This is a genomic window from Chitinophaga hostae, assembly GCF_018224885.1.
Classification (GTDB): domain Bacteria; phylum Bacteroidota; class Bacteroidia; order Chitinophagales; family Chitinophagaceae; genus Chitinophaga; species Chitinophaga hostae.
In genome coordinates this window covers 81,134-106,672 of sequence record NZ_JAGTXB010000008.1, presented here as the reverse complement: position 1 = coordinate 106,672, position 25,539 = coordinate 81,134, and the positions used below count along the sequence as shown (strand labels likewise).

Annotated in this window: 14 protein-coding genes; 4 read left to right on the top strand and 10 right to left on the bottom strand. The window is 47.6% G+C overall.

All coding sequences use genetic code 11. From position 1 onward, the window contains the following. Positions 1 to 241: 241 nt before the first annotated feature. From KE626_RS17620 to KE626_RS17585, 8 genes are all read right to left on the bottom strand, one after another. Entirely contained in the window at positions 242 to 2,071 is a 1,830-nt protein-coding gene (locus KE626_RS17620; protein ID WP_211974244.1) for an alkaline phosphatase, read from the bottom strand. A 280-nt stretch (positions 2,072 to 2,351) separates the two neighbouring features. After that, a complete protein-coding gene (locus KE626_RS17615) occupies positions 2,352 to 2,897 on the bottom strand; it encodes an RBBP9/YdeN family alpha/beta hydrolase (protein ID WP_211974243.1) in 546 nt (181 codons plus the stop codon). Between the two features lie 295 nt (positions 2,898 to 3,192). Continuing rightward, the gene (locus KE626_RS17610; RefSeq protein WP_211974242.1) at positions 3,193 to 3,951 is read right to left on the bottom strand and encodes a hypothetical protein; all 759 of its coding nucleotides are present in this window, start codon (positions 3,949 to 3,951) and stop codon (positions 3,193 to 3,195) included. 27 nt (positions 3,952 to 3,978) lie between these two features. Further along, complete coding sequence (locus tag KE626_RS17605; RefSeq protein ID WP_211974241.1) at positions 3,979 to 5,538, bottom strand: RagB/SusD family nutrient uptake outer membrane protein; 1,560 nt, start codon at positions 5,536 to 5,538, stop codon at positions 3,979 to 3,981. A gap of 12 nt (positions 5,539 to 5,550) precedes the next feature. Then, on the bottom strand, positions 5,551 to 8,679 hold the full coding sequence (locus KE626_RS17600) for a SusC/RagA family TonB-linked outer membrane protein (RefSeq protein ID WP_211974240.1): 3,129 nt from the start codon (positions 8,677 to 8,679) through the stop codon (positions 5,551 to 5,553). Between the two features lie 70 nt (positions 8,680 to 8,749). Continuing rightward, positions 8,750 to 11,596, bottom strand: a complete 2,847-nt coding sequence (locus KE626_RS17595) for a TIM-barrel domain-containing protein (protein WP_211974239.1) — start codon at positions 11,594 to 11,596, stop codon at positions 8,750 to 8,752. A gap of 207 nt (positions 11,597 to 11,803) precedes the next feature. Next, complete coding sequence (locus KE626_RS17590) at positions 11,804 to 12,085, bottom strand: hypothetical protein (protein ID WP_211974238.1); 282 nt, start codon at positions 12,083 to 12,085, stop codon at positions 11,804 to 11,806. Further along, complete coding sequence (locus KE626_RS17585; RefSeq protein ID WP_211974237.1) at positions 12,069 to 16,085, bottom strand: hybrid sensor histidine kinase/response regulator; 4,017 nt, start codon at positions 16,083 to 16,085, stop codon at positions 12,069 to 12,071. The genes KE626_RS17590 and KE626_RS17585 overlap by 17 nt, the downstream gene beginning before the upstream one ends. Positions 16,086 to 16,526: 441 nt before the next feature. On the opposite strand from KE626_RS17585, the gene KE626_RS17580 reads away from it, so the two are divergent. Further along, positions 16,527 to 17,330: a DUF4350 domain-containing protein gene (locus KE626_RS17580; protein ID WP_211974236.1), complete on the top strand. Its 804-nt coding sequence runs from the start codon at positions 16,527 to 16,529 to the stop codon at positions 17,328 to 17,330. Here the strand turns inward: KE626_RS17580 and queG are convergent. After that, complete coding sequence (gene queG / locus KE626_RS17575; RefSeq protein ID WP_211974235.1) at positions 17,317 to 18,231, bottom strand: tRNA epoxyqueuosine(34) reductase QueG; 915 nt, start codon at positions 18,229 to 18,231, stop codon at positions 17,317 to 17,319. The two genes, KE626_RS17580 and queG, sit on opposite strands and share 14 nt — an antisense overlap. A gap of 51 nt (positions 18,232 to 18,282) precedes the next feature. On the opposite strand from queG, the gene KE626_RS17570 reads away from it, so the two are divergent. From KE626_RS17570 to KE626_RS17560, 3 genes are all read left to right on the top strand, one after another. Then, positions 18,283 to 20,313, top strand: coding sequence for a transglutaminase family protein (locus KE626_RS17570; RefSeq protein WP_211974234.1), 2,031 nt, complete (start codon positions 18,283 to 18,285; stop codon positions 20,311 to 20,313). 3 nt (positions 20,314 to 20,316) lie between these two features. Next, complete coding sequence (locus tag KE626_RS17565; RefSeq protein WP_211974233.1) at positions 20,317 to 22,227, top strand: DUF3857 domain-containing protein; 1,911 nt, start codon at positions 20,317 to 20,319, stop codon at positions 22,225 to 22,227. 150 nt (positions 22,228 to 22,377) lie between these two features. Beyond that, complete coding sequence (locus KE626_RS17560) at positions 22,378 to 23,730, top strand: glycosyltransferase (RefSeq protein ID WP_211974232.1); 1,353 nt, start codon at positions 22,378 to 22,380, stop codon at positions 23,728 to 23,730. Between the two features lie 134 nt (positions 23,731 to 23,864). Here the strand turns inward: KE626_RS17560 and KE626_RS17555 are convergent, their stop codons facing one another. Then, positions 23,865 to 25,136, bottom strand: coding sequence for an OmpA family protein (locus tag KE626_RS17555; protein WP_211974231.1), 1,272 nt, complete (start codon positions 25,134 to 25,136; stop codon positions 23,865 to 23,867). Positions 25,137 to 25,539: the final 403 nt, after the last annotated feature.

The window sequence follows — 25,539 nt, the reverse complement described above, 5'->3', positions numbered from 1 at the left end:
GCGGAATTTTAAATGCCATTAAAAGTAAAAAGAATTGCGGGAATTTTTCTTGCCCTGGATTAACAGTGATTATGATGATTTTCAGGATTTTTTTTGTGATTACAATTTGATTTTAAAAGATTCGGGAAGATCTAAAGCAGATAAATTCGCTTTAGATCTTCCCGAATCTTTCAAAATCAAAAAAGGGAAAAAATCCTGAAAATCATCATAATCACTGTTAATCCTGGGCAAGAAAAAACGCCTATAACCGGAAACACTTCATCATTTTCGCATGTATCTCGTTGTTCTCGTATACGCCGCGGAACAACTGGGAGTTAGGGCCATAAGCAAATACCATTACAGGTATACCGGTATGGTCATTGGTGGCGAAATGGCCACGCAGCATGCCTTTGGAGATGTCGCCATCCATCAGGGCGAGCCCACCCGTTTCGTGGTCGGCGGTTACAATAACCGTAGTTTGTTTATCCTGGTCGGCAAAGCGTAATGCTTCTCCGATGGCATCGTCAAAATCCAGCATTTCACGTACCAGGTAATCCAGGTCATTGAAATGGCCACCATGGTCAATACGGGAACCTTCCACCATCAGGAAAAATCCTTTACCGGAAGCATTCAGCTGTTGCAAAGCCTTTTTCAGGGCTGTTTTCAGGTAGTTGCCACGGCCGTTGCGCATAGAAGTAACGGCTTTATCACTGAGGATAACAAGGGTTCGCTTTTTCGTGGTAGCGTTCCAGTTATCGAGATTGTCGTAGATCTGTACGCCGGAAGCTGCCAGCTGTCCGCCGAAATTCTTGTCCAGCGCTTCTCTGCCGCCGCCTACAGCCAGTTGCAGCTTGCTGTTAAGCAATTGTTTTTCCAGCGCATAGGTGCTGTCCCTGTCCGGCGTATGTCCGTAAAAAGAGCCGGGCGTAGCGCCGGTGATTTCTTCCGTTACAATAACCCCGCTCTGTATGCCTTTAGGCGCCAGCATTTCAGGGAGTACCGGAATGGATACATAAGTGTTGTCCATTCCTATCGCCCGGTTATGCGTTTTGGTACCGGTACCAAGGGCGGAGCCGCCGGCGGCGGAGTCAGTGTGGTAGTTATCGGTAGACTGGGTTTTGGACAGGCCCAGCTGCTTCATCTGGAAGATATTGAGTGCGCCTTTGTTGGCGGTGTAGCCGGAAAACATTTCCGCCAAACCGGTGCCGTCGCCAATAAACAGGATCACATTTTTAGAGCGCACCTGTGTGGCGTCAGATACATAGGTAGGCGTATATACCGGGTGAACCGGCATATCGGAAGCCGTGTTACGCGCGGTGTTATGCATCACGTCGTATAACTCTTCCGGGTGGTCGGTGCCGATCCAGTCTACGCCCAGGTCCATCAGCTTATAGTAGGTAGACCTGGAAGACGGAGCTCCCCAGAAACGGAATGCATAGCCTTGCTGGTGTACGCGGTTTATCACATGGGTGACTTTTTCCAGTTCTGCCGGTACAAGCGTACCTTTTCCATTCCAGTTGCTATAGTTGTGGAAATCCACGCTGAGCATAGCAATACGGGACTGTAACGCTGCCGGGTATACGCTATCGGGCCTGCCGTCGAAAAAGAAGATGGGATCATACCGCTGCCAGTCCGCCATAGGAGGCAGGTTACCGGATATCACCAGTTTTACGGCCGCCGGGTTGGCATTGCGGTCAAAATATTGTTTGTAGGGCAACAGCAGTTCCTGCAACGCCTGCAGGGTAGGAGCCCCCTCGGTTTTAATATCTATGAGTAACTGCAACGGCGTGTTTTCAGCATAGGGCTTGCCGTTATACAACGCAAACTGCCGTAATACCGGCTGCAGGTACATTTCCTTAAAGGTACGGAAAGACTGTATCGCGCTGGCATCATGCGCTACATACAGCACGCCGTTTTTCAGATGCACATCCGCTTCAATAGAACCAAACTGTAATGCTGCTGCGGCATAAAAAGGAGTGGCCCGCTCATAGTCGTTATGAGAATGCGCCGCGGCCATGGTATACTGTTTTACCTGTGCAGATGCACTGCCAGCCAGTAATACGCCCGACAAAATGGAAACAAAATTCTTCATCTTATAGTAAATAATTGAAAAGCAATTTTATGCATATACAAAACCGGGAATATAAATAACAGCCCTGATTTTGAGGGGGCAAAGGTAGGTACAATCATATCTTGTATGGCTATCACCGTAGTTTATCTTTATGTTAATTGTCCGGTTAAAAAATCGATTTAGTTACTGCTTCTGACCCAAGCCTGTTTTTACCTGCAAAGAGAAAAATGGGAGGAACAGTAAGCGGAGGTATGGTAAAAGATCGTGAAAACTACAGGTTAAACGTGTTGGCAGGGAACAATCAGAGCGTTGGTAAGTTTTGTACCAGTTCTTTCAGCAGGTTTTGGCCTTCCATCCATTCGCCTAAACCAGATTCGCTGTTTATATGCCCTTTGGCCCCCGCATTTACAAAGCGACTGCCCCAGCAGTTGGCAAAAAAAGCGGCTCTTTCCAGCGAACAGTACGCATCATTGGTACTGGCCACTACAATACTTTCAAACGGCAGCTTTACCAGCGGAACAGGGGAGAAACCAACGGCTTCGGCGGGAAATCCCTGCCGCTCTGCATCTGCCGGCGCCACCAGCAACGCGCCCCTGATCCTGGTTTTACTCTGTATGGCCCAATGTGCCAGCGCGATGCAGGCAAGACTATGGGCGGCGATAACCACCTGGGGGCCAGCGGCAGCTATCGCTTTCTCTATCTGCGCTACCCAGCGCTCACAAACCGGCGCATTCCAGTCGCTTTGCTCAATTCGCTTAGTGCAGGGTATCGACTGCTCCCACAGGGTTTGCCAATGTAATTCGCCGGAGCTGCCCAGCCCCGGCGCGGTCAGAACTTTTATTTCCATGACATAGAGGCGTTGTGTGTTGAAAGATAGTAAAAAGAATGACGAATTACGAATTACCCGCCGGAACCGGTAAAAAGTACCACAAAGGGCTTATAAAAAAATAGCCGGAGCTAAAAAGCACCGGCAACAGGTAACAACCAAAACAGCATTGATTAATACTGAGAATCTTTATTATTTATGATGTTTAACTTCTCCCGGAAAAAATCTTCACTCATCAGGAAAATCATATCCATCATTTCAATCATAGTTAAAGGAACCGGCGGGGAAAACCCCGCCGGGGACCATAAGTGGATTTTTAAAATACAAAGCCTTTCCGCTTGAACATCCAGATATTACGCCAGCCATCACCCTGCTGTACCAGCGTCATCTCGTTAGTGTTCAGCTTCACTATGGTATAGGTGACGTTGCCGCCCCAACTGATATCTGCTCCATTGATCTTTATTTTCTTATTCAGCGTATCCAGTGCAAAAGAACCTTTAGTAGCGGCGCCATTATGCGAGATCACAAAATGCGCGTTACCATTCAGGTCGAACGTCATCTCATCATTAATCACACCTTTGTCCCTCAACCCCGCAGCGCCTACCGTCCACCATGCCGGCTTATCCGCATCGCCGGGACCATTACCATAGCAAAAACCGGTGGGCACATCTACCGCCCATACCCAGGTTTTACCCGCAGCGCCATTGGAGAGCAGGTCATACATTGGACTGGCAAAAAAAGCAGGATCATTCTGACTCACCTTTACTTTTACGGAATCCGTTTTAGGACCACCACTGCCATAGGCAGCATATTTTATGTAGAAATTACCGGCAAAAGGTAATATCACTACCGCCTTTGTTTCTTTGGTGGTGCCAAAACCATAATCCCAGAAGGGGATCACATCTTTCGTTTTGCTTTCCAATGTTACCTGGTTGTCGTATCCGGGCGTTTGTGTAACGGTAAAATCCAGCTTTATGCCTGACGGATCAGCCGGCGTAACCCTGTCTTCATAAGGACTACAGGCATTGACTAACAAGGCAAGTAACGCGGTGGAAAAAATATGGAGCGATTTCATGTATTTGATTTTTTTAGGTGGACAATATTACCAGCCGGTATTTTGTTTGAGCGTACCGTTCGACAAATTGATCTGTGTTTCCGGGATAGCAAACAATCCATTCGTTTCTGCACGGAAGTTGACATTGAATATGGGCTGCGCGGAGCTGTTGTCTATTGCTTTTTTGGCCGTCGTCATACCCTGGCGCAGCAGGTCCCAGTAACGCTGTCCTTCCAGCGACAGCTCCAGTCTGCGCTCTTCCATGATCTGCGCCTTTGTGGAAAGTGTAATGCGGTGCAGTTGATCTCCGAAGGCGCGATCGCGTACCCGGTCTATATACCCCTGGGCTTTACCCGCATTGGCGGTAAGATTAAGTTCAGCTCCCATCAGCAGCACATCTGCAAAACGGATCACCACATAGTTATCAAAATTGTCCCACTGGAAACTGCCTCCCAGGTCGTCGGCATTCTTATCTTTCAGTGGCGTATATTTTTTGCAGAAGAAACCGGTATACATGGCCTGGTCAGATACCTGGTAGGTGCTGGTCAACCCTTCATCACTAATGGAAATGATGGAAGCCGATTTACGGGTATCGCCCGGCGCATAGGCACGGTAGAGTGATTCATTCACGGTGGCCGCGCCCCAGCCTTTGTAGTAAGGGGGAATTACCTGCGCACGGATACCAATCATTACCTGCATGCGGTTACCATTGTTCTGGCTCTGATCTCCCAATCCAAGATAAGTGTACTGGATAGTGAACACGCCTTCCTGGTTATTCTGGCCTGCGTAAGCGGCAGTGCTTTCCGCGGATGCCCTGAACAGGTTCTGGTATTTTGGCACCAGTCCGTGACCACTGTTATTGATCACATCATCTACGGCAGCAATAGCATCTGCCGCACTCACTACACCTGCTATGTCTGTTTTATTGTAATAGCCTGTATAGTAAAGGAATACACGGCCCAGCAAGGCCTCTGCTGCCCATTTGGTAACCCGGCCATATTCGCGGGAAGGGATAGAAGAGAACGGAGTGGCCGGTAAATCGGCAGCAGCCTGTTTCAGATCGCTGGCAATCAGGTGGTAGATGCTGTCCGGAGTGGCTTGCGGCATGTTGTAGTTACCCGGTTCCAGTGGTTTGCTGAGCAGGGGTACATTGCCGAACATACGCACCAGGTCGAAGTAGAAATAAGCACGGAGAAAATGGGCCTCTGCGATGTAACGTTTTTTTGTGGCATCATCTCCCTTGAAATCTACTTTATCCACCTTCTGCAGGAAGACGTTGGCGCGGTAGATACCCGTAAAATACTTGGTCCATGCAGCGCTGTTCAGGTCAGTCAGCTTAATGCCTTTGTCCCAGTTGTTCCATCCGCCATCGGCGTTGCCGCCGCCACCGAAACAATCGTCAGAAGCGATCTCTGATGTCAGTGCTATATTACCATAGCCGTCCCAGTTTAATACGCTGTAGGCCGAAACCAGGGCCTGGTAGGCGTCTGCCGGAGTTTTATAAAAATCTTCTTCTGTAATAGTATCCACGGGCAGTGTTTCCAGGAAACTTTTGGAACAGGAACTCATGAACCCTATTAGTATGATTGCTGCAAATATTTTTTTCATGATTGCCGGAGTTTAAAATTTAACATTAAGACCGAATAAAATTGTTCTGGGCTGCGGATAGTAGCCAAGGTCGGTACCGGCAGACCATGGATCAATACCATAACCTACCTCAGGATCAAGCCCACGGTAATGGGTAAACGTAAATAAGTTAAGACCGGAAACATATACTCTTAACTGCTCCATAGGCAGGCGTTTTAATAATGTTCTCTTCAGGTCATAGCCCAGGTTTACGCTCTTTATACGGAGAAATGCACCATTATGAACATACAGGTCGGAGAACCGGCGATAGTTATTATTGGGTTCGTCTCCCAGTGTTACGCGAGGCATGGTATTGGAGGTACCTTCTCCGTGCCAGCGGCCAAATATAGCGGTGGTATAGTTGTTATAGGCGCGGTCGTAAGCGCGGGTACCATCTACGATATCATTGCCGCCTACGCCGTTTAATAAAACAGACAGGTCAAATCCTCTCCAGCCGGCAGATAGCGATAAACCATACGTTTGTTTGGGGTTAGGGTCACCCACTTTTGTTTTATCATCGCCGTTGATCACGCCGTCACCGTTCAGGTCAGCAAAACGTGCGTCACCGGGTTGCGCGTCTGGCTGGATCTTTTGTCCGCCTTTGCTGGTGTACGCATCTATCTCTGCCTTGTTCTGGAAGATCCCCGTTGTTTTTAAGCCATAGAAGTAGCCGATAGGCATGCCGTTCTGTGCACGGTAGTATTCGTCCATGTTAGAGGCCAGCACTCCGTTATAGGAAGGATGAAGCACACCTTCCTTGTTCGGGATATCTACTACAATGTTCTTGTTAAAGGAGATGTTACCACCGATGCCTATATTCACCTCTCCGAATTTGTGATTGTAGTTAATACCCAGCTCAATACCTTTATTCTGTATGTTACCGCCGTTGATGGTGGGAGCGCCGGTGCCAACTATATCAGGAATAGGCGCGGTCACCAGCCAGTCGCGGGTATTTTTGCGGTACCAGTCAAATGTTACGGTTACGTCTTTGAACAGGGTGGCGTCGAAGCCGATATCGATCTGTTCGGAAGCTTCCCAGTGCAGATCCGGGTTAGGGATTTTATCCGGAGAAGCGCCGATTGTTTTTTCGCCATTGAAATAATAATAACGGTAGGTAGAATTAATGGTAGCCAGGTACCGGAAGTTGTCTATCCTGTCGCTACCGTTCTGCCCCCATCCACCGCGTATTTTCAGGAAGTTTAACCAGCTGATATCTTTTAAGAAAGTTTCGTTGGTGGCAATCCATCCTGCGGAGAAAGAAGGGAAATAGCCATAGCGTTTGTTGGCGCCGAACTTTGTGGAGCCGTCCCGACGCAGCGTAGCGGTAAGCAGGTATTTTTCGTTGTAGCTGTAAAACAACCTGCCAAAGTAAGATTGCAGCGCATTCAATGACCGGGTGCCGTATACCTTGCGGGTACTGTCGTTGCGACCGTTGCTGATCACGGCATGATCAAAGTCCGATATGATCAGATCGGTCATGCTGCCGCCTACATTATATCCTTCAAACTTCTTGGCAGTAGTACCTACCATCACATTGATGCTGTGTTTACCAAAATCACGTTGATAGGTGAGTGTATTATCCCAGTTCCAGGTGAGATTGCGGTACATACCCTGGCTCGCAGTGGAGTGCTGGTTGCTGTTGTTAGTACCCAGGTTATATACCGGTATGAAACCATTGTTGTAGTTATAAGAGATATCCGCACCGAAATCTGTACGTAAGGTCAACCCTTTAATGAGCGTGGCCTCTGCATAGATATCGCCGATGAGCCTGTCGGTAATGGTTTTATTATTCTGCGTATAGTCGATGGAGCCTATTGGGTTTGTTTCCTCTGCATAAGGAGATTTACCGTAGCTGCCATCGGCGTTATATACCGGGAAAATAGGGGCGGTGTTCAATAATCCGCGGATGGAGTTATTGTAGATATTACCGGTACCAATACCTCTTTGTCGTGTATGCGCAAATGTTAGGTTTTCGCCGGTCCTGATCACATCTTTATATATCTTATGTTCGGAATTGATGCGGAAAGACGTTCTTTCAAAATTAGATCTGCCGGGCAATCCCATAATACCCTGTTGCCCCTGGTAAGAAAGGGAAGAGGAGAAGATGGAATGTTCGTTGCCGCCGGAGAGGCTCAGGCTGTAATTCTGAATGGGTGCGTTTTTCAGGGTAGCCGCTTTTTGCCAGTCGGTGCCCTGTCCGAGTTTGGCGATAGAATCCGGCGTATAAACAGGAATACTGCCGGAATTGATCGCAGCTTCGTTGATGATATTGGCGTACTGCTGCGCATTCAGCAGATCCAGTTTGCGGGCGGGATTCTGAATACCGAAGGAGGCGTCAAGGCCAACAGTTATTCTGCCGGCCCGGCCTTTTTTGGTGGTGATCATCACCAGTCCGTTGGCGGCTCGGGTACCGTAAATAGCGGTGGATGCGGCATCTTTCAACACGTCAATGCCGGCAATATCGGAAGGATTCAGGTACGAGATGTCTTCTACCGGGAACCCATCTACGATAAACAACGGCTTGGAATCCCCGTTGGTGCCTATACCACGGATGGTAAATTTCAAGGCATCACCGGGCTGACCGGAATTGGAAGTTACCTGCACGCCCGGCGCCTGTCCCTGCAAGGATTGCTCTACACTAATGGCGTGGTTTTTTACCAGGTCGTCGTTGTTTAAATGTACGGTGGCACCGGTCACCACTTTTTTCTTCTGTACGCCATAGCCAACTACTACCAGCTCTTCCAAACCGGTGGAAGCTGATTCAAGGCGTATAGTCATGGGCGTGCCCGCTTTAGCCGGTACTTCCTGCTTGTTGTAGCCAACCAGTGAAATCACCAGTATTTCACCGGCGTCGGCAGATAAGCTGAAGGATCCTTCCGCAGTAGTTACGGTGCCACGGTTGGTACCTTTTATCACAATATTGACACCGGGAAGGGGACTGCCATCTTTGGCGTCCAGCACCTTACCGGTAATGGTTTGCTTTACAGTATGCGTATATGCTTTCCCGTTATTAGCAGCAGCATGAAGCGCGGGTGGCGCTGCCGCAGCTAAACTGCATACGGCAAGTGTCCGTAATACGGCATGCCGGGGAAAAAGGTGGCTTATTGTGTACCTGATTTTCATGTTTAACGTGTTTTTATTAAGGCAAAGGAGTATGAATGATAGCTGTTTGTTCAAATAATAGTGGTCCAGGTCAGATGGCCCGGACCGTTTTTGCTATTCCATTATATGTTATCATTTTACCTGTCTTGTTGCGGATGTCCGGACCGGCAGCGGTGTTTTTGCCCACAAATGTTACACGGAAGTACCGCTGCTGTAACATGCCGGGGAAACTGCCGGTTCTGGCCCCGATACTGAGCGTTTGTGCAGCTTCATTCCACCGGAAGGGAATATTGCTGTAAGCGCCTTTCTCATATTGATAGTTATTATTTTCATCTTCATACAATGTAAATGCACCATCCTTACCGGTGTACACATAAAGCTGTATGGTATCAGCCCTGCGCTCGCTTGTATATTGTAAGGCCGGACCTATCGGAAGAATAGCGCCTTCTTTCACATATAAAGGCATCCGCTGTAAAGGCGCTGTTGCGGTGATGTGCTGTCCGCCCGCCTGGTAGGCGCCGGTGTAGAAATCGTACCAGCCATTACCTGCCGGTAAATACAATTCCCTGCTGCGTGCATGGTACTGTGTTACCGGGTTTACCAGCAACGACGGACCAAACATATACTGGTCGCGGATATTCAGCACCGCGGTGTCCTGGCCATAGTCCATCGGTAACCCGCGCATAATCGTATAGTCGTGATGGTAAGTACTGCCGGCCAATGAGTAGATATATGGCAGCAGGCGATAGCGCAATTGGTCATAATACAGCATGGATTGATAAGCTTCGCTGCTGTCCGGCGCAATGTTAAACATTTCGCGGTAAGGATACTGTCCGTGTGAACGGAACATCGGGCAGAAAGCGCCGTATTGAAACCACCGTGTGTTGAGCTCCCGCCATTCCTCCAGCGCAGGCCCCTGCGGGTTAGGCTTATCGTATTTATCTTCCACGAAGAAGCCTCCGATATCCGTTGTCCAGTAAGGCAACCCTGACATAGAGAAATTAAGACCGGCAGGAATTTGCCTGCGTAACTCTTCGAATGTGGCGGCAATATCTCCGCTCCAGGTAGCAGCGGCATACCGCTGTAAGCCGGCATAGGCAGAGCGGGTGAGAATGAACACCCGTTGATCCGGTTTGGCGGCACGTTGCCCTTCGTAAATGCCCTGCGCATTAACCAACGCATAGCTATTGAAATACTGTGTGGAAGAACCCAGCGCTGTGGGATTCATTAATGTTTTCCGCTCTTCGATAGACGCATTGGATAAAATATCCGGTTCTGTTGCATCCAGCCACCACGCGTCGATCCCTTTGCTGAACAGGTTTTTGTTGATCAGGCTCCAGAACAGCTTTCGCGCTTCAGGATTAAAGGCGTCATAAAACGTAGATACGTACCCGTTGCCAATCCAGTCGCGTTGCCTGTTTTTGATGTTTTGTTTATATAACCAGTTTTTGCTGTCAAATAATTTATAATTATCTATTCCCTCATAAAATTTGGGCCATACGGAGATCATAAAATTGGTATGGTATTTTTCATGTAGTCTTTTGATCAGGCCCGCAGCATCAGGAAAACGTGCAGGATCAAACTGCTGGCTACCCCATTCATCCTGTTTCCAGTAGCTCCAGTCCAGGACTATATTGTCCAGCGGAATTTTCCGTTTGCGGAATTCGGCTACCGTGTTTTCAATTTCGTCCTGCGTTTTATAACGCTCCCTGCTTTGCCAGAATCCCAATGCCCAGCGGGGTATCAAGGTGGCTTTACCGGTTACCTGCCGGTAGCCGCTGATCACCTCGTCCATATTTTGACCATACATAAAGTAGTAATCAATTTTTTCACCGGCTTCAGAAGTGAGCCGCATTTTATCTGCTGCTGCGGATACGGGAGGGAGGAACTTGAGGGAAATAAAGGACTGGGCAGTTTCCGGTATCCATTCTACTTTAACGGTAGTGGGCTGTCCTTTTTTCAAGGTATGCCGGAACACTGAAGCTCCCGGATTCCAGCTCTCCCGCCATCTGTCCAGTTTCAGCTGTCCGTCTATCCACACTTTGGTATACCCGGAAGTAGTCATGAAGAATTTATACTCCCCGTTTTCGTCCGCGTTTACCGTTCCTTCCCAGGTAACTTTCCCTTTTACCATGGGAAAAGCTTTGGGTAAACTACCTAAGCGGTCGAGGAACTCGTAGTCGATCTTGTCTTCCAAAGCCTTTACATACACGGTATTGTTATAGCGGTCGCCATAAGTTGCACTGAAACCACCGGCTTTTCCGTCGGCAGAAGTTAAGTGTAAGGCCGACATTTGCTCGTAGGGACGGTCATCTCCGAAGCGGGTAATAGAATAGTTATCCCAGAGGATACCATAATGACGGTTGGAGATGACAAAGGGAACTGCCGCCACAGAATTATACTGGGTGAGGTCAATGTCCTGGTCTTTATAGTTCATTAAACCCGTCTGATGTTGGCCCAAACCATAGAAGGCTTCACCGGCGGGCGATTCAAACACCTGCTGGATGCGGTATAGTGGCTTGTTGTCAATGTTGACAGGAAGAAATTTTTTACCGCCGCCGGCCTGTTCCTGTAATATAATATGACCGGTATGATCACGGAAAACCACTTCACCGGTGTTGAGAGTCACAGTGGCAGTAAGACTGGCGGTTTTCAGCACTACGGTTTCGTTGTTTTCTTCCGAATCCCATTTAATGGTATTGCCGGCAACATCGGTGGCCATCAGGCTGGGAGTGCCGCTGAACTGGTCGCCTGGCGTAGCAGTTACATGGATCACCTTATCGGAAACCACCTGTAATTTCACCTGTTTGGCGCCATTAGGTGCGGGTCGTTTTAAATGTATTACCAGGCCATCTGCCAGTTTCTCTACCTCACCGGCATAACACCAGGAAGTGAGAAGCGTCATTAGTACGATCGGTATCGCCCGCTTTATCTGCATATCTGAATGGATTTATCCTTTGATTGAACGTGGTTGTTATACTACGGGTGTAGCTTTTTCAAAACGTGTTTAGCTCAAAACGTGTGAAAACAAAAATAAACGGAGCACTCCAATCGCAGGGTACCGGTATGTTTTAGATATAGGGCGATTATGTTAATCGCCAGGGCGTGGTTGGTAATGAAATGATGCCGGTTAGTGCATAAAATGTTAAGCGAAGTTTAAATAATAGATTGGTTTTAATGTAGTTATAGCAGGAGTAACCCTATCAGTGATACGGTGATCAAAAAGTAGAGGAAGACTTCTATCAGCAGGTAAAGCCGGTTGCTTTTCTTGAAATTGTGCTTGAACATAATAAGGATGGATAATCAGTCCGGCAAAATTATCCATTGCCACCCGGAGGGAGGGGTGGCATTTCGTTATTTCATAGGGCAGAAATGTTGTTTTGGACGCTGATGTACTTTTGAAGTAGGCATTATTTCTTCTTTCCATATACAGATGGTAGTACACCATACTCCATCTTAAAGTATTTGGTAAAGTATTTCGGATTATTAAATCCGACTTCGTAGGCAACTTCGGCCACAGTCATCTGGCTCTTTTCGAGGAGTTGGGCGGCACGCTTCAAACGGATGCCCCGGATAAATTCAATCGGCGACCGGCCGGTAAGTGCCAGTATCTTCTTATATACCGATACCCGGCTCATAAATAACGCCCTGCTTAACTCTTCTACTGAAAAGTCGGGATTGGAGATATGCTTTTCCACTATCTCCAACGCATGCCGGATAAACTCCTCATCAGCAGAAGATATGGCCACTTCGCTGGGATTGGCTTCTATATGCTGCTGGAATGTTTTCCGCAGGGAGGATTGCTGGGAAATGATATTTTTAATGCGGGATAATAATACCTCGAAGTTAAAAGGTTTGGTAATATAGTCGGTGGCGCCCGTTTCCAGTGCTTCCAGCTGCTGCGCTTCCTCCGCCCTCGCCGTTAATAGTACGATGGGCAGATGAGCGGTTCGCTGTTGGGACCGTACTTTTTTACACAGCTCCAGTCCATCCATTTCAGGCATCGATATATCACTCACGATCAGCTGGGGCAGGGTATGCTGCAACAGCTTCCAGGCGGCCTGCCCGTTTTCTGCTTCTATGATCTGGAAATATTGACCAAGGTTGTCTTTCAGGTAGAAACGGAAATCCTCGTTATCTTCTACCAGTAATACCACCGGCTTTTTACTGTTAGCGGTAACAGGAGCGGGGAGAACAGGAACCGTAGCAGCCCGGATAGTGGCCTGCATTTTTCCGGGAACCGCTGCCGAGGTAGTTTTTACCGGCAACAGTACCGTGAAGCAACTGCCCATTTCGGGCGCACTGTCGACCGTGATGCTGCCTCCATGCATTTTTACAAACTCCTTTGTGATCGATAACCCTATGCCACTGCCCTGGTTCACCATGGAAGAGGGCACTTCATGCTGGAAGAAACGCTCAAATATATAATCCTGCTTTTCCAGCGGAATACCAATACCATTATCCTTAACGGCTATTTCCAATTGTGCAGCATTGCTGTCGTAGCTAACGTTAACGGCTATACTACCTTCTTCCGGCGTAAATTTGAAAGCGTTGGAAAGCAGGTTGAAGAGGATCTTTTCTATTTTATCGGCATCATACAACATATTCAACGCCTGTACATTGCTTTGAAACGTAAGCTGTATATGTTTTTTGTCGGACAGGTCGGAGAAAGATCCTGTCAGCTCTTTTGTAAAACCAATGATGTCGCCTTCCGTTGCATGTAATTTTATTTCCTGCACCTCCATTTTGCGGAAATCGAGCAATTGATTGACCAGGTTGAGCAAACGCCGCGCGTTTCGCTGCATCAGCTCCAGCTGCCCCTTTAAACCTGTATCTGTAGTTTGGCGGACAATTTTTTCCAGGGGCGCAATAATAAGACTCAGTGGTGTTCTGAATTCATGACTTACATTGGTGAAGAAGCGTATTTTGAGACTGTCCAGCTCATGCATGCGGGCCGCTTCCCGGGTTTGCTGCTCCATCCTGAACCGGAGTCTTTCCCTTTCCTGTATAATCCTCCGTGCCAGCAATAATGCGCCGAATATCAGCAGGGCATAGCACAGAAAGGCAGGCCAGGTTTTCCAGAACGGCGGCAGCACCCGGATTTGTAAAGTAAGCCCCGCATCATTCCACACACCGTCATTATTGGATGCCTTTACCCGGAAAGTATACTCTCCCGGATCAAGATTGGTATAGGTAGCCCTGCGTTGTAATCCGTCTGTATACAACCACTCCTTGTTAAAACCCTCCAGCATATAGGCATACCGGTTTTTCTCCGGGTGGAAATAATTCAGGGACGCAAATTCCAGTGAAAAAACATTTTCGCCCGGTTGCAGCGTGATACTGCGTGTAGCCGGAATAGCAGCGGTCAGCAGGATCCTGCCGTTGATCTTTTCTCCCGGTAAAATACTTTTGTTGAATATCTGCAGATCAGTTAATACCACCTGCGGTACATTGGTATTAAGGGCAATAGCATTCGGATAAAAAAGATTGAACCCGTTACCACCGCCAAAGATCAATTCGCCCCGGCTGGTTTTCAGCGCGGCATTTTCATTAAACTCTTTTCCCTGTAATCCATCTGATTCATCATAGTTTTTAAAAGTATAAGCATCACCGTTAGTAGTCATATTGGATAACCCATTGGGGGTGCTCATCCATAAACTATGATCATTGGCTTCGAGGATATTCAGGATGGAATTATCCGGCAACCCGTCTTCCTGCCGCAAGGTCCGGAAGCTGTTGTCTTTCGCATTAAAGAGATCCAGTCCTTCACGGGTACCTACCCAGATACGCTGTCGGCTATCCTGGAATATACATACCACGTTGTTATGGCTCAGGCTTCCACTAACGGAAGGAACATTGCTGTAATGTTTGAAAGCGCCGGTTTGCCCGTTGCGCACGTCCAGTCCTTCGGAGGTGCCAATCCAGAGGTTCCCGGCCTTGTCTTCCAGCAACGCTGATATATACTTGGAAGGCACCTGCGGAAAACGCCGGAACCGGTGTGTTACCGGGTCCATCACATTCAATCCGCCGCCCAATGTACCTACCCACAGCTGATGTTTACTGTCTTCCAGCACTTCCCAAATGCTGTTGTCACTAAGACTGCTGCTGTCTTGGGGATCATTTTTATAATGAATAAACCTGCTGCCATCGAACCGGTCCAATCCACCGAAATAGGTGCCCACCCAAAGTTGCCGGTTATGATCGATACAAAGACTCACTATAACGTTACCGGATATACTGTTTGGATTATCAGCCTCATGGCGGTATTGGGTAAAGGTATTCCGCCCGCGGTCAAAATAGATTAAGCCTCCGCCATTGGTACCAATCCATAAATTGCCGCTGCCGTCTTCCACAAAGCGGTTCACATCATTATAGGGTAAACTGTTACGGCTATACGCCTGGTATTGGTAGAGCGGAAATTTTACCATGTTTTCATGATAATAGTTCAGCCCTTTTTTAAAAGTACCGATCCATATGATGCCGGTATTGTCTTTATACATGGTAGTGATGCTGTTCTGGCTCAGGCTCCGGTTATCTTCATTGATGTTTTCTACGTAACGGATGGTTTGTTTTTTCTTGTCAATGATATTGACCCCGCCGTGGTCGGTACCAATCCAGATGAGTCCATTGTTGTCAGGTACAATGCCACGTACAATATTGTTGTTTAATGTCAATCCGGGTGTGGACTGGTCGATATGCCGGAAGCTTCGTTTGGCGGCGTCAAAATAGTAAACCCCGTTGTCTTCATTATCGTTGAATATCCACAGGTCGCCATCGTTATCGGCCACCATGGTCCATGCCCTGGCCGGATGGTCGGCTGTCACGAGGCCGTGGTTGCGGTATATCACCCGGTGACTGCGGGCATCCATTTTTTCGAGGATACCGTTGCTGTGCAATAGCCAGTAATCACTTGCTTTGCTGATCGTAAGCGCGGCCACACCGTTGGTAGCTATGCTGCTGCTATCGGCGCTATGAACAAGCGCAACGGCTTTATTACTGCCACCGGTGATGAAAATACCGGCCGTTGGATGCAGGAACCAGTATTGACCGGCGTTATCCCTCACAATGTCCGTGATGGTACCGCCCGGGATGCCCCACTGCTGCAGGATCTTTTCAGGGCGGCGGTTAAAACGGGTGGTTAAAGGGTTATATATATTGATACCCCTGCGTGTTTGTATCCAGAGCTCCTGTCCCGGGCCCGCCATGATTTTGCCAATGCTGTTGTCTGCAACGGAAGTGCTGTCGCGCAGATCATGCCGGTATACCGTAAAGTGATAGCCATCAAACCGGTTCAGGCCAGAAACGGTGCCTATCCACATAAAACCCGTGCTATCCCTGAAAATGCAGTTCACCTGGTTGTTGGACAAGCCCTGGTTAATATCAATCCGGTTGAATTGATAGGCGAGGGTTTGCCCCTCCAGTTGCATTGAAAACAGTAGTGAAAAAATGAATATAAAAACCCGCTTCCTCATGTACACATTCCTTGGTTGAAAAATTGTTAACCTGACAATTATAACGGCGCAATAATATAGTACAAAACGTTTATAAACAAAGAAAGGTCGAAAGAATTCGACCTTTATTGCTAAAATTCCACGTTATGGCACTCAGGTCCATAAAAAGTTAATCAGTTAATAGTCCGGTATAACCGGTATATAATAAGTGATGTCTGCGATTTTATTGGGGTAGCCGGCGACTACTATACAAAAGTAGGTGAAGCTAAAACGATTGTCAAGAAATTAGCAAACAATATTTTAAAAAAAATGAAAACCCGTTATGGACCACATTTTTCCTGGCACAAGACAATTTTGGTGTGCGCCGGCTATAATCTTTAAATATTATTGAGTACTTTTTTGCCAATCTGAAAATCCATGAAGCGTATTTCAATAATTATGATGCTGTTATGTGGAACCGTAATAGCCGCCCTGGCCCAGCAGCAGCCGGGAAAAGGATTAACCGTAACCCTCGATTACTACTACAATAACGAGTTTAAAGCTGGAAAAGACGGTCAGCCTATCCGCTGGCACTATATCTGGAACGAAACGGATAACGGCGGAGTATCAGTCTGGGGAGGCATTTTTGACTCCCTCGGTGTGAAAAGGGATAGCCTGACAGTGCGGCCTACTGCCAAAAACCTGGAGAAAACGGATATCTACATGATCATCGATCCGGATACGGAAAAGGAATCACCCCATCCTAATTACATGAATGAACAGGATGCCGCCACTATCTACAACTGGGTCAAAGCCGGTGGGGTATTGGTATTGCTGGAAAACGATTCTGCCAACGCCGACCTTGACCACTTTAATAAACTCAGCGAAAAATTCGGGATCCACTTTAATGGCGACAGCCGCAACCGGGTACAGGGCCGCAATTGGGAACAGGGCGCTTTTAATATTCCTGCAGGTCACCCGGTTTTTCCGCATGTGCAAAAGGTATATATCAAGGAGCTGTCAAGTATTACCCTCAGCGCCCCGGCAACGGCCGTTTACAAAGACGGGGAGGTGGTAATCATGGCGGTGTCTCATATAGGTAAAGGAACCGTGTTTGCCGTGGGAGACCCCTGGTTCTATAACGAATATGTAGATGGAAAGCGCCTGCCGGCATCTTACCAGAACTACCAGGCCGCTGCGGATCTGACCAAATGGCTGGTGGGAAAAGCTAACCGCCGATAAAATCCAGGTTCCTTCTGATCCCGGCGAACTTACTTCTCTTCAGGGGGGAGTGCCGGAAGATGTTTTTGAAAGCCTCTTCTGTCAACTCTTCCCAGTCGCGGGTAGTGAAATTGAGAATAGCGGGAATAGGGGAAAACTCAGCTTCCTGGTGCGCTTTGGAGAAGCGATTCCAGGGACAAACATCCTGGCAGGTATCACAGCCAAACATCCAGTTATCAAACTGTCCCTTCATTTTTTCCGGGATCAATTGCTCTTTCAGCTCTATCGTAAAATAGGAAATACATTTGCTCCCGTCTACCACACCGGGCGCTACCAGTGCTTCGGTAGGACAGGCATCCAGGCAACGGGTACAGGAGCCGCAATAGTCGGCCACCGGCCCGTCATACTCCAGCTCAATATCGGTGATAAGGGTGGCGATAAAGAAGAATGAACCGGCCTGTTTGTGGATCAGGTTCCCGTTTTTGCCAATCCATCCAAGTCCGCTGCGCCGGGCCCAGGCCCTTTCCAGCACGGGTGCGGAATCCACGAATCCCCGTCCCTGTACCGGTCCTATACGCTCCTGCATCCTTAGCAGCATGGTTTTTAATTTCGCCCGGATCACTTCATGATAATCATGGCCATAGGCATATTTCGAAATACGGGGTGCATCTTCCCGCTGCTGCGCAGAAGGGAAGTAGTTAAACAACAACGTAATCACCGACCGGGCGCCATCTACCAGCTTCCGGGGATCTATTCTTTTATCGAAATGATTTTCCATATATTGCATGTTGCCATGCATACCCTTGTTCAGCCACGTTTCCAGTCGCCGCGCATCATCATCCAGCTGAACCGCTTTCGCAATGCCGCAATGATCAAATCCCAGCTCCCTGGCCAGCTCTTTTATGAATAAAGTATGGGTCATCTCCGCGAAATTACATGAATTTTTATACCTTAGCTCCGCATATTATCCCCTATGCAATTAAACTGTATGCGCTATACCTTTGTTTTGCTAACCTGTTTGGTGAGCAGTTTGTTTTCCCTTTACGCCGTAGCACAGGAAGGGCCCAAAATGAAATTTGGAAAAATTACCAAGGAAGAATTTACCGGGAAAGCCTTTGAGAAAGATACCGGCGCCCACGCCATCATCCTCTCTGAAATAGGAACTTCCACCTTTCAGTCCGATGGAAAAGACCTGCGGCTCGTACACAAAGTGCACCGCCGTATCAGGATCAATGATAAAAACGGGTACGATGTAGCCACCGTTGAAGTGCCCCTGTACAAGGGCGATTACAGCGAAGAGAAAATCGAGCATGTGAAGGCCTCCGCCTATAACCTGGAGAACGGCGAAATTGTGGAAACAAAAATGGATAGCAAAAGTGTATTCAGCGATAAACAGGATAAATCACTGCTGGTAAAGAAATTTACCCTGCCGGCTGTAAAAGAAGGCACCATTATCGAATATACTTATACCATTACTTCACCTTACTACCATCATCTGCGTTCCTGGGATTTCCAGGGAGAATACCCAAGGTTATGGAGCGAATACAGCGTGTCTATCCCGGAGTATTTCGACTATATGCTGATCCCGCAGGGATATGAGCCGTTTGTCCTGAAAACAAGGGAATCCAGTCGCACCACCTTTTCTTTCCGCTCAGAATCAGCAGGAGGGGCGGGCAGTTCCAGAACGATCACCGTTACGCCGAATGTTACTACCTACAAATGGGGGATGAAAGAGATACCTGCTATGCGGGAGGAAAACTTTATCACCACCACCGACAATTATATCAGCCGGATAGAATTCCAGTTATCTGCTTATAACTGGCCCGATCAGCCGCGGAAACCAGTGCAAAGCACCTGGGAAGACCTGATGAAGGATATGATGAAAGATCCTGAAATGGCCGGCGCCCTGGATAAAAATAATGGCTTCCTCTCCAATACCGTGGAAGACCTGGTAAAAGATACCAAAACAGACCAGGAAAAAGCGGGGAAAATATACGCCTGGGTACGCGATAATTTCACCTGTACAGATCACCGTGCCCTGTGGATGAAGAAGTCATTGAAATCAATCATCAGCACAAAAAGCGGCAGCGTCGCTGAATTAAATATCCTGTTGGTGGCCATGCTGAAAAAAGCAGGATTGCAGGCAGCCCCGGTTTTGCTCAGCACCCGCGCTAACGGCTATGTATACCAGTTTTATCCTTTATACACCCGCTTCAACTATGTGGTGGCAGGAGTAACACTGGGAGATCAATACCTTACACTCGACGCCTCAGAACCCTTGCTGGGATTCGGAAAGCTGCCTGCTGCATGTTACAACGGCGCCGCCCGCACCGTCGATGAATTTGCAACCCCCGTTTTTTTAGGAGCTGATTCCCTGAAAGAACAGAAATTTACCAGCGTTATGCTGGGCAAACTGGAGAATGGCCTGATCACCGGCACCTTTATGCAAAGGCCCACCTACTTTGAATCCTACGATATCCGCACAAAAGTAAAAGAGAAAAGCATAGAGGAGTTTTTTAAAGAGGTTGGTAAAAGCTACACCGGTGAAATTGAACTCGAAAACAAAGAGATTCAGGACCTGAAATCACTCGAAACACCCGTGATGGTAAAATACGATTTTAAGATGCAGCTGGGAAATGAAGATGTGCTTTATCTTAACCCCTTATTGGGAGAAGCCACCAAAAATAATCCTTTCAAATCTATGGAACGCAAGTTCCCCGTGGAAATGAACAGCGTATTCGATGAAGTGTATTCTTTTAACATGGATGTTCCCGAAGGATATGTAGTAGATGAATTGCCGAAACCGGCCATGGCAAACCTGAACGAAGATGAAGGACTTTTCCAGTATCTTATTCAGCAACAGGATGGACATATCCAGCTGCGTTGCCGCGTGAAACTGAATAAAGCCAATTTTACTTCGGATGACTATAGCACACTGCGTGAGTTTTTTGACCTGGTGGTAAAGAAGGAGGCGGAGCAAATTGTTTTAAAAAGAAAAAAGTAAAGCATGCGAAAGCACTTATCGATAGCCGCAGGAATCTTACTCACCATAGCGATACAGTCTGCGCTGGCAGGAGATCCCGCTTATCCGGCTAAGAATATACCTGCGGCATTGAAAGAGAATGCACATCTCGTAAAGCGACTGGATGAAACCATCATTAAAGTGAACGATCTTACAGACACCCGTATCACTTATCATTATGTTACCACCGTGCTGGATGAAGCAGGAGCGGAGGATGTGCAACTATACGAGTACTACGACAAACTGAGAGATATCCGCTCCATCAGCGGAGCCTTATATGATGCCGAAGGAAACCTGGTCAAACGCCTGAAACAAAGCGATATCAGGGATATCAGCGCAGTAGACGACGCCAGCCTCATGACTGATGCGCGCATGAAACGGCACCAGTTCTTTCATAACGTATACCCCTATACGGTAGAATATACCGTGGAGCTGCGCTATAACAACACCGCCTTCTTACCATACTGGCAACCACAGGACGATATTGACTGCACAGTAGAACAAAGTAAGCTGATGGTAACCGTACCGGCAGATTACGCACTGCGCTATCACAGCTACCTGTATGCCGGCGAGCCGGTAAGTACCGCCGACAAAAATACCAAAACATATACCTGGGAGGTGAAACAGCTGCCGGCGCTGAAGACCGAAGCTTACCCGGTTGAATTTTACCGGCGTACTCCCAGCGTGTTTCTGGGCTCCACCGATTTTGAACTGGAGAAATACAAAGGCAATATGAGCACCTGGAAGGATTTCGGCACTTTCATTTACAAGCTGAATGAAGGCCGCGATGCATTGCCCGACAATGTAAAAACAAAGGTGCATCAGTTGACAGATGCTGTTGGCAGCCGCGCGGAAAAAATAAACGCGCTCTATAAATTCATGCAGCAAAACTACCGCTATATCAGCATACAACTGGGAATTGGCGGCTGGCAGAGCTTCGACGCCGCTTTTGTAGGCGCAAAAGGGTATGGCGATTGTAAGGCATTATCGAACTATATGATGGCACTGTTAAAAGAAGCTGGCATCAAATCCAATTGCGTACTGGTAAAAGCAGGTCCCGCTGCGCATACCATCCGGGAAGATTTTCCTTCTTTCCAGTTTAATCACGTGATCCTCTGTGTACCGGATACCAAAGATACCACCTGGTTGGAATGCACCAGTAACACAATGCCCGCCGGTTATCTCGGCGCATTTACGGACAACAGACCGGTATTACTGATAGATGAAAAAGACAGTAAGCTGATACGCACGCCGTTCTATAGCATGGACTGTAATGAACAACGCCGTAATATTACAGCCACGGTTGACTCAGCGGGTAATATCGATATCAGCGCCACTACAATACACAGCGGCTTGCAGCAGGATGAACTGCATAGTATGATCCATGTGTTAAGCGAAGAAAAACAACTGGAACAACTCAGGAAAGGACTCGATCTTTCCAGTTATGATATCACCGGTTATCATTATAAAGAGCTGGGTACCGCTATTCCGGCTATTGAGGAGAAGATACAGATCAAAGGACATAACTATGCTACGGTAACGGGTAAACGAATGTTCCTGGTGCCGGATATTCTTTCCCGCAGTGGCAGAAAACTCGACGCAGAAGATACCCGCAAATCGGAGATCAAGTTTGATTTCCCCTATCGCGATATCGATACCGTTAACATTACCCTGCCTGATGGCTACCAGCTGGAATCGCTGCCGGCGCCGGTTACCGTGTCCGGGAAATTTGGGACCTATAGCAGCAGTGTAACGTTAAAAGGAAATACGCTGAACTATGTACGAAGAATAGAACATAAATCAGGCGTTTTCCCGGCGGCCGATTTTCCTGAGCTGATGAAGTTTTATGCAACTATTTACCGGTCAGATAGGAATAGGCTGGTACTGGTAAAGTAAGATGCTGACGCAGGCGACGATCCTGGCGTGAGAAGATAAAAAACGAAGAACCGTCTCATTAGCAATGAGGCGGTTTTTTTATGCAAGCCTTTCATCCGTTTTTAAGCAGCTGTTTTGACAGATTTCTGTAAGTTTAGGTAAATTAGAAAAATGCCGTCCCCCAAGCGCTTCTTATTTACAGTGTTGCCTACGAACGACCTGGGTTTACTCACCCGGTCTTTGCCCATCGCCAAAGAACTCGCTAACAAGGGACATACCGTGCTGTTTTCACATCCTGCTAAAGTTCCGGGAGTTGTAATCGCAGAAGCCGGGTTTACAAATGTACCTCCGATACATCCATTGTATGAGTTTGCATTTTCCGGATTGTCCTTCCGGAAATTGGTCCGGAAGGCAGGCACACAGGAATTTAAAGAGAACTATAAGAGCCTTGCCGCATTTCTTTTTGAGCTGGTAAGATCAATCCCTGTTAAATACGCTGCTGCGAACGCGGAAACCTGGAATATGGATCATGCTTTTGCGATGACAGGTTTGTTGAATGCCAATTTTGTCAAAGCCCAATGCAGGGCCTACCTGGAAGTTATTGAGCAATCCCGTCCGGATGTGATCGTGGATTTCTGGAATCCATTTGCTGCTATCGCCGGCAGGATTGCCGGGATCCCGCTTATAACGGTAAATCAGGGAGATGCCTTGCCCGGTGGGAGCGGGTTTGTTTGGTGGAAGCAGCGGCCGGCTGGTATACCAACTATTACGCCAGCAATAAATAAAGTACTGCATTCTTACGGCATTGCACCCTTAAAAAGGACAGAAGAATTGAATGTGGGTAACCTTACATTAGTGACGGGCATGCCTGAAACGGATCCGTTGGCAGGTGACCACAATTTTCATTATGTTGGCTCAATCCTCTGGCAAAACCCGGATGTGGAAATTCCTCAATGGTTTAAAGAATTACCAACCGATAAGCCGTTAATCTGGATTTATGGAGGCAATCCTTCCTATGGAGGCAAAAGTAAAATTTTCGATTCAGCGTCAATGTTGATAGCCTGTTATAAAGCATTGGCCAATCAGCCATTTCATGTGGTATTGTCGCTGGGGCATCAGCATTTATCAGGCCCGCTGGCCGATCTTCCGGAAAATTTTCAATGTGTTCCATTTGTGCCGGGATTGGCAATGGCTGCACGTTGCGACCTGATGATCCACCACGGAGGCTATGGCTCCTGTCAAACCGGCCTGGTTTCAGGAACGCCGTCCCTCATTTTGCCTACGTTTTCAGAGCGTGAAAGCAATGCCCGGCGGATCAAACAACTGGAGGCGGGCGAGTATATTTTACCTCAGCAGAACGGGGTAAAAGCCAAATACTTTGATCCTGAAGAGATCCTTCAAAAAACAAAGATCCTTCTCAGCAACAGCCGGTATAAAGAAAACGCTGCAAAGTATGGTGCCAAACTGGCTACCTACGGGGGAATTGAAAAGGCAATTCACCTGATCGAAACATTTATATCCTGACCAATCAACTCCGCGTCTAAAAAAAGTATAACCCGCAGCCTTGACTGCGGGCTATTAATATCTTCGAATAACATCCTGATCCGCTTTCATCTTCGCACATCAGGATCATCATTTGAATCACACGAATCACAGTCCTATTTTTCTCTCACACTAATCGAAATATGCCTGTCTTTTTTCTTTTCTTCATCCGGTGCTGTTGCCGCTGCCTTAGCGAATTGTGAGCCGTATCCTTCTGCGCCGAGCAGCTGCGCGGGATTGGTATTACTTTTCTTCAGTGCTGTTACTACCGACTCCGCGCGTTCTTTTGATAAACGCAGGTTCACAGTGCTGTCGCCGGTGCGATCAGTATAACCACCTATTTTTATTTTGGCTTTGGGGAATGCTTTCATGATGGCGGCGATATTACCCACTTGTTTCATACTTTCTTCAGTAAGTTCGGCGCTGCCGGTTTTGAAATTCAGGTTATCAAAATCAAACCATACATCTTTACCCGGTTTGCGGCTGTCGTCTTTCAGGAAAGTTACCAATTGATCTTCTATACCTCCTTTGAAGGCATCGAGTACAGCGCCATCGGGGAGGGTCACTTTTATGCTTTCACGTGATACTACAGGCCCGCCTTCTGTAACACTCATAGAAGCAGAATCAGCCAGCTGACTGGTGGTGACGCTATCGGTTACCGGTGTGCCGCCGGGCTTATTGCCGCCGCAACCGCGCATCAGGTACCAAAGTAATATAATGGCCACCAATATCAATAACAACGACCATACCCAGCGGTTACTGCTGCCGCCGGCTGGTTTAATGTTTACCGCTCCGGCAGTAGTGGTAGCAGTGTCGCCGGTAATGCCTATTTTTTTACCCAGATCGCTGAGACTCGACAGCCCCAGGATGCCGGCAATATTTAAACCGCCCGGGATAGCCCCCAGAATTTTATCTTTTTGAGAGTCCAGCAGGGAGAGAAATGAGTTGGGTGAAAGATTGTTTTGCGCCGCATATTGCCCTACTGTACCAAGAGTTGCTGGTGCTGCTGTTTGCAGTAATGTGCTGGCAGAGGATTCTTTAATGCCGGCAAAGGAAGACAACATACCAATAATGGAATCTACCTTATCGCCAAATAAACTGCGCAACAGGTCGGCTCCTTTGCTGAGCAAACCTCCGGCTCCTCCCTGGATGGCGCCGCTGACAGCAGACGGATTCGCATCGCCCGCCACACCTTTCACCATATCGAGTAAACCACCCGCATTTCCGGATGATCCGGCTTTGCTGAGCAAACCACCCAGTATTACCGGTACTATACCACTTAATGCTTTCTGAATGCCGCCTTCACTCTCGCCGAGTTGTGAGGAAGCCTGACTAACTACGTTGTTGTTGAAAATACTTTTAGCGCTTTCCAGTAAGTCGAAAGACATAATTGTAGGGTTTAAAAGATGAAGAATGAATTGATCAGTTATGATACTCATCATCCGGCTGTTAGCAGGAATGCACAGTTACGGTCTGCAGGAACTTGTATAACAACAGAGTGCCCCGGGTTGTTTGAATCACTTCATAAATACTGGCGGATATCCATTTGAATATAAGTGTAAAGGGATAAAACATTGATTTTTAGAGAGATGTAAACATTTTGAGGTGTTTCGGCTGCCGGTTTAGGATGGCAGAAAGCGATTGGCTGTCAATAACCCCATTTAGTGTAGGCGGTATCGTACCGGTTCATCACCGGAATCAGTTTATCTGGTAAAACAACCGCGGCGATATGAAAAAATAGCAGTTACCCAGCTAGTTTTCTGCTAAAAATGCAGTAAAAGTTTGTATTAT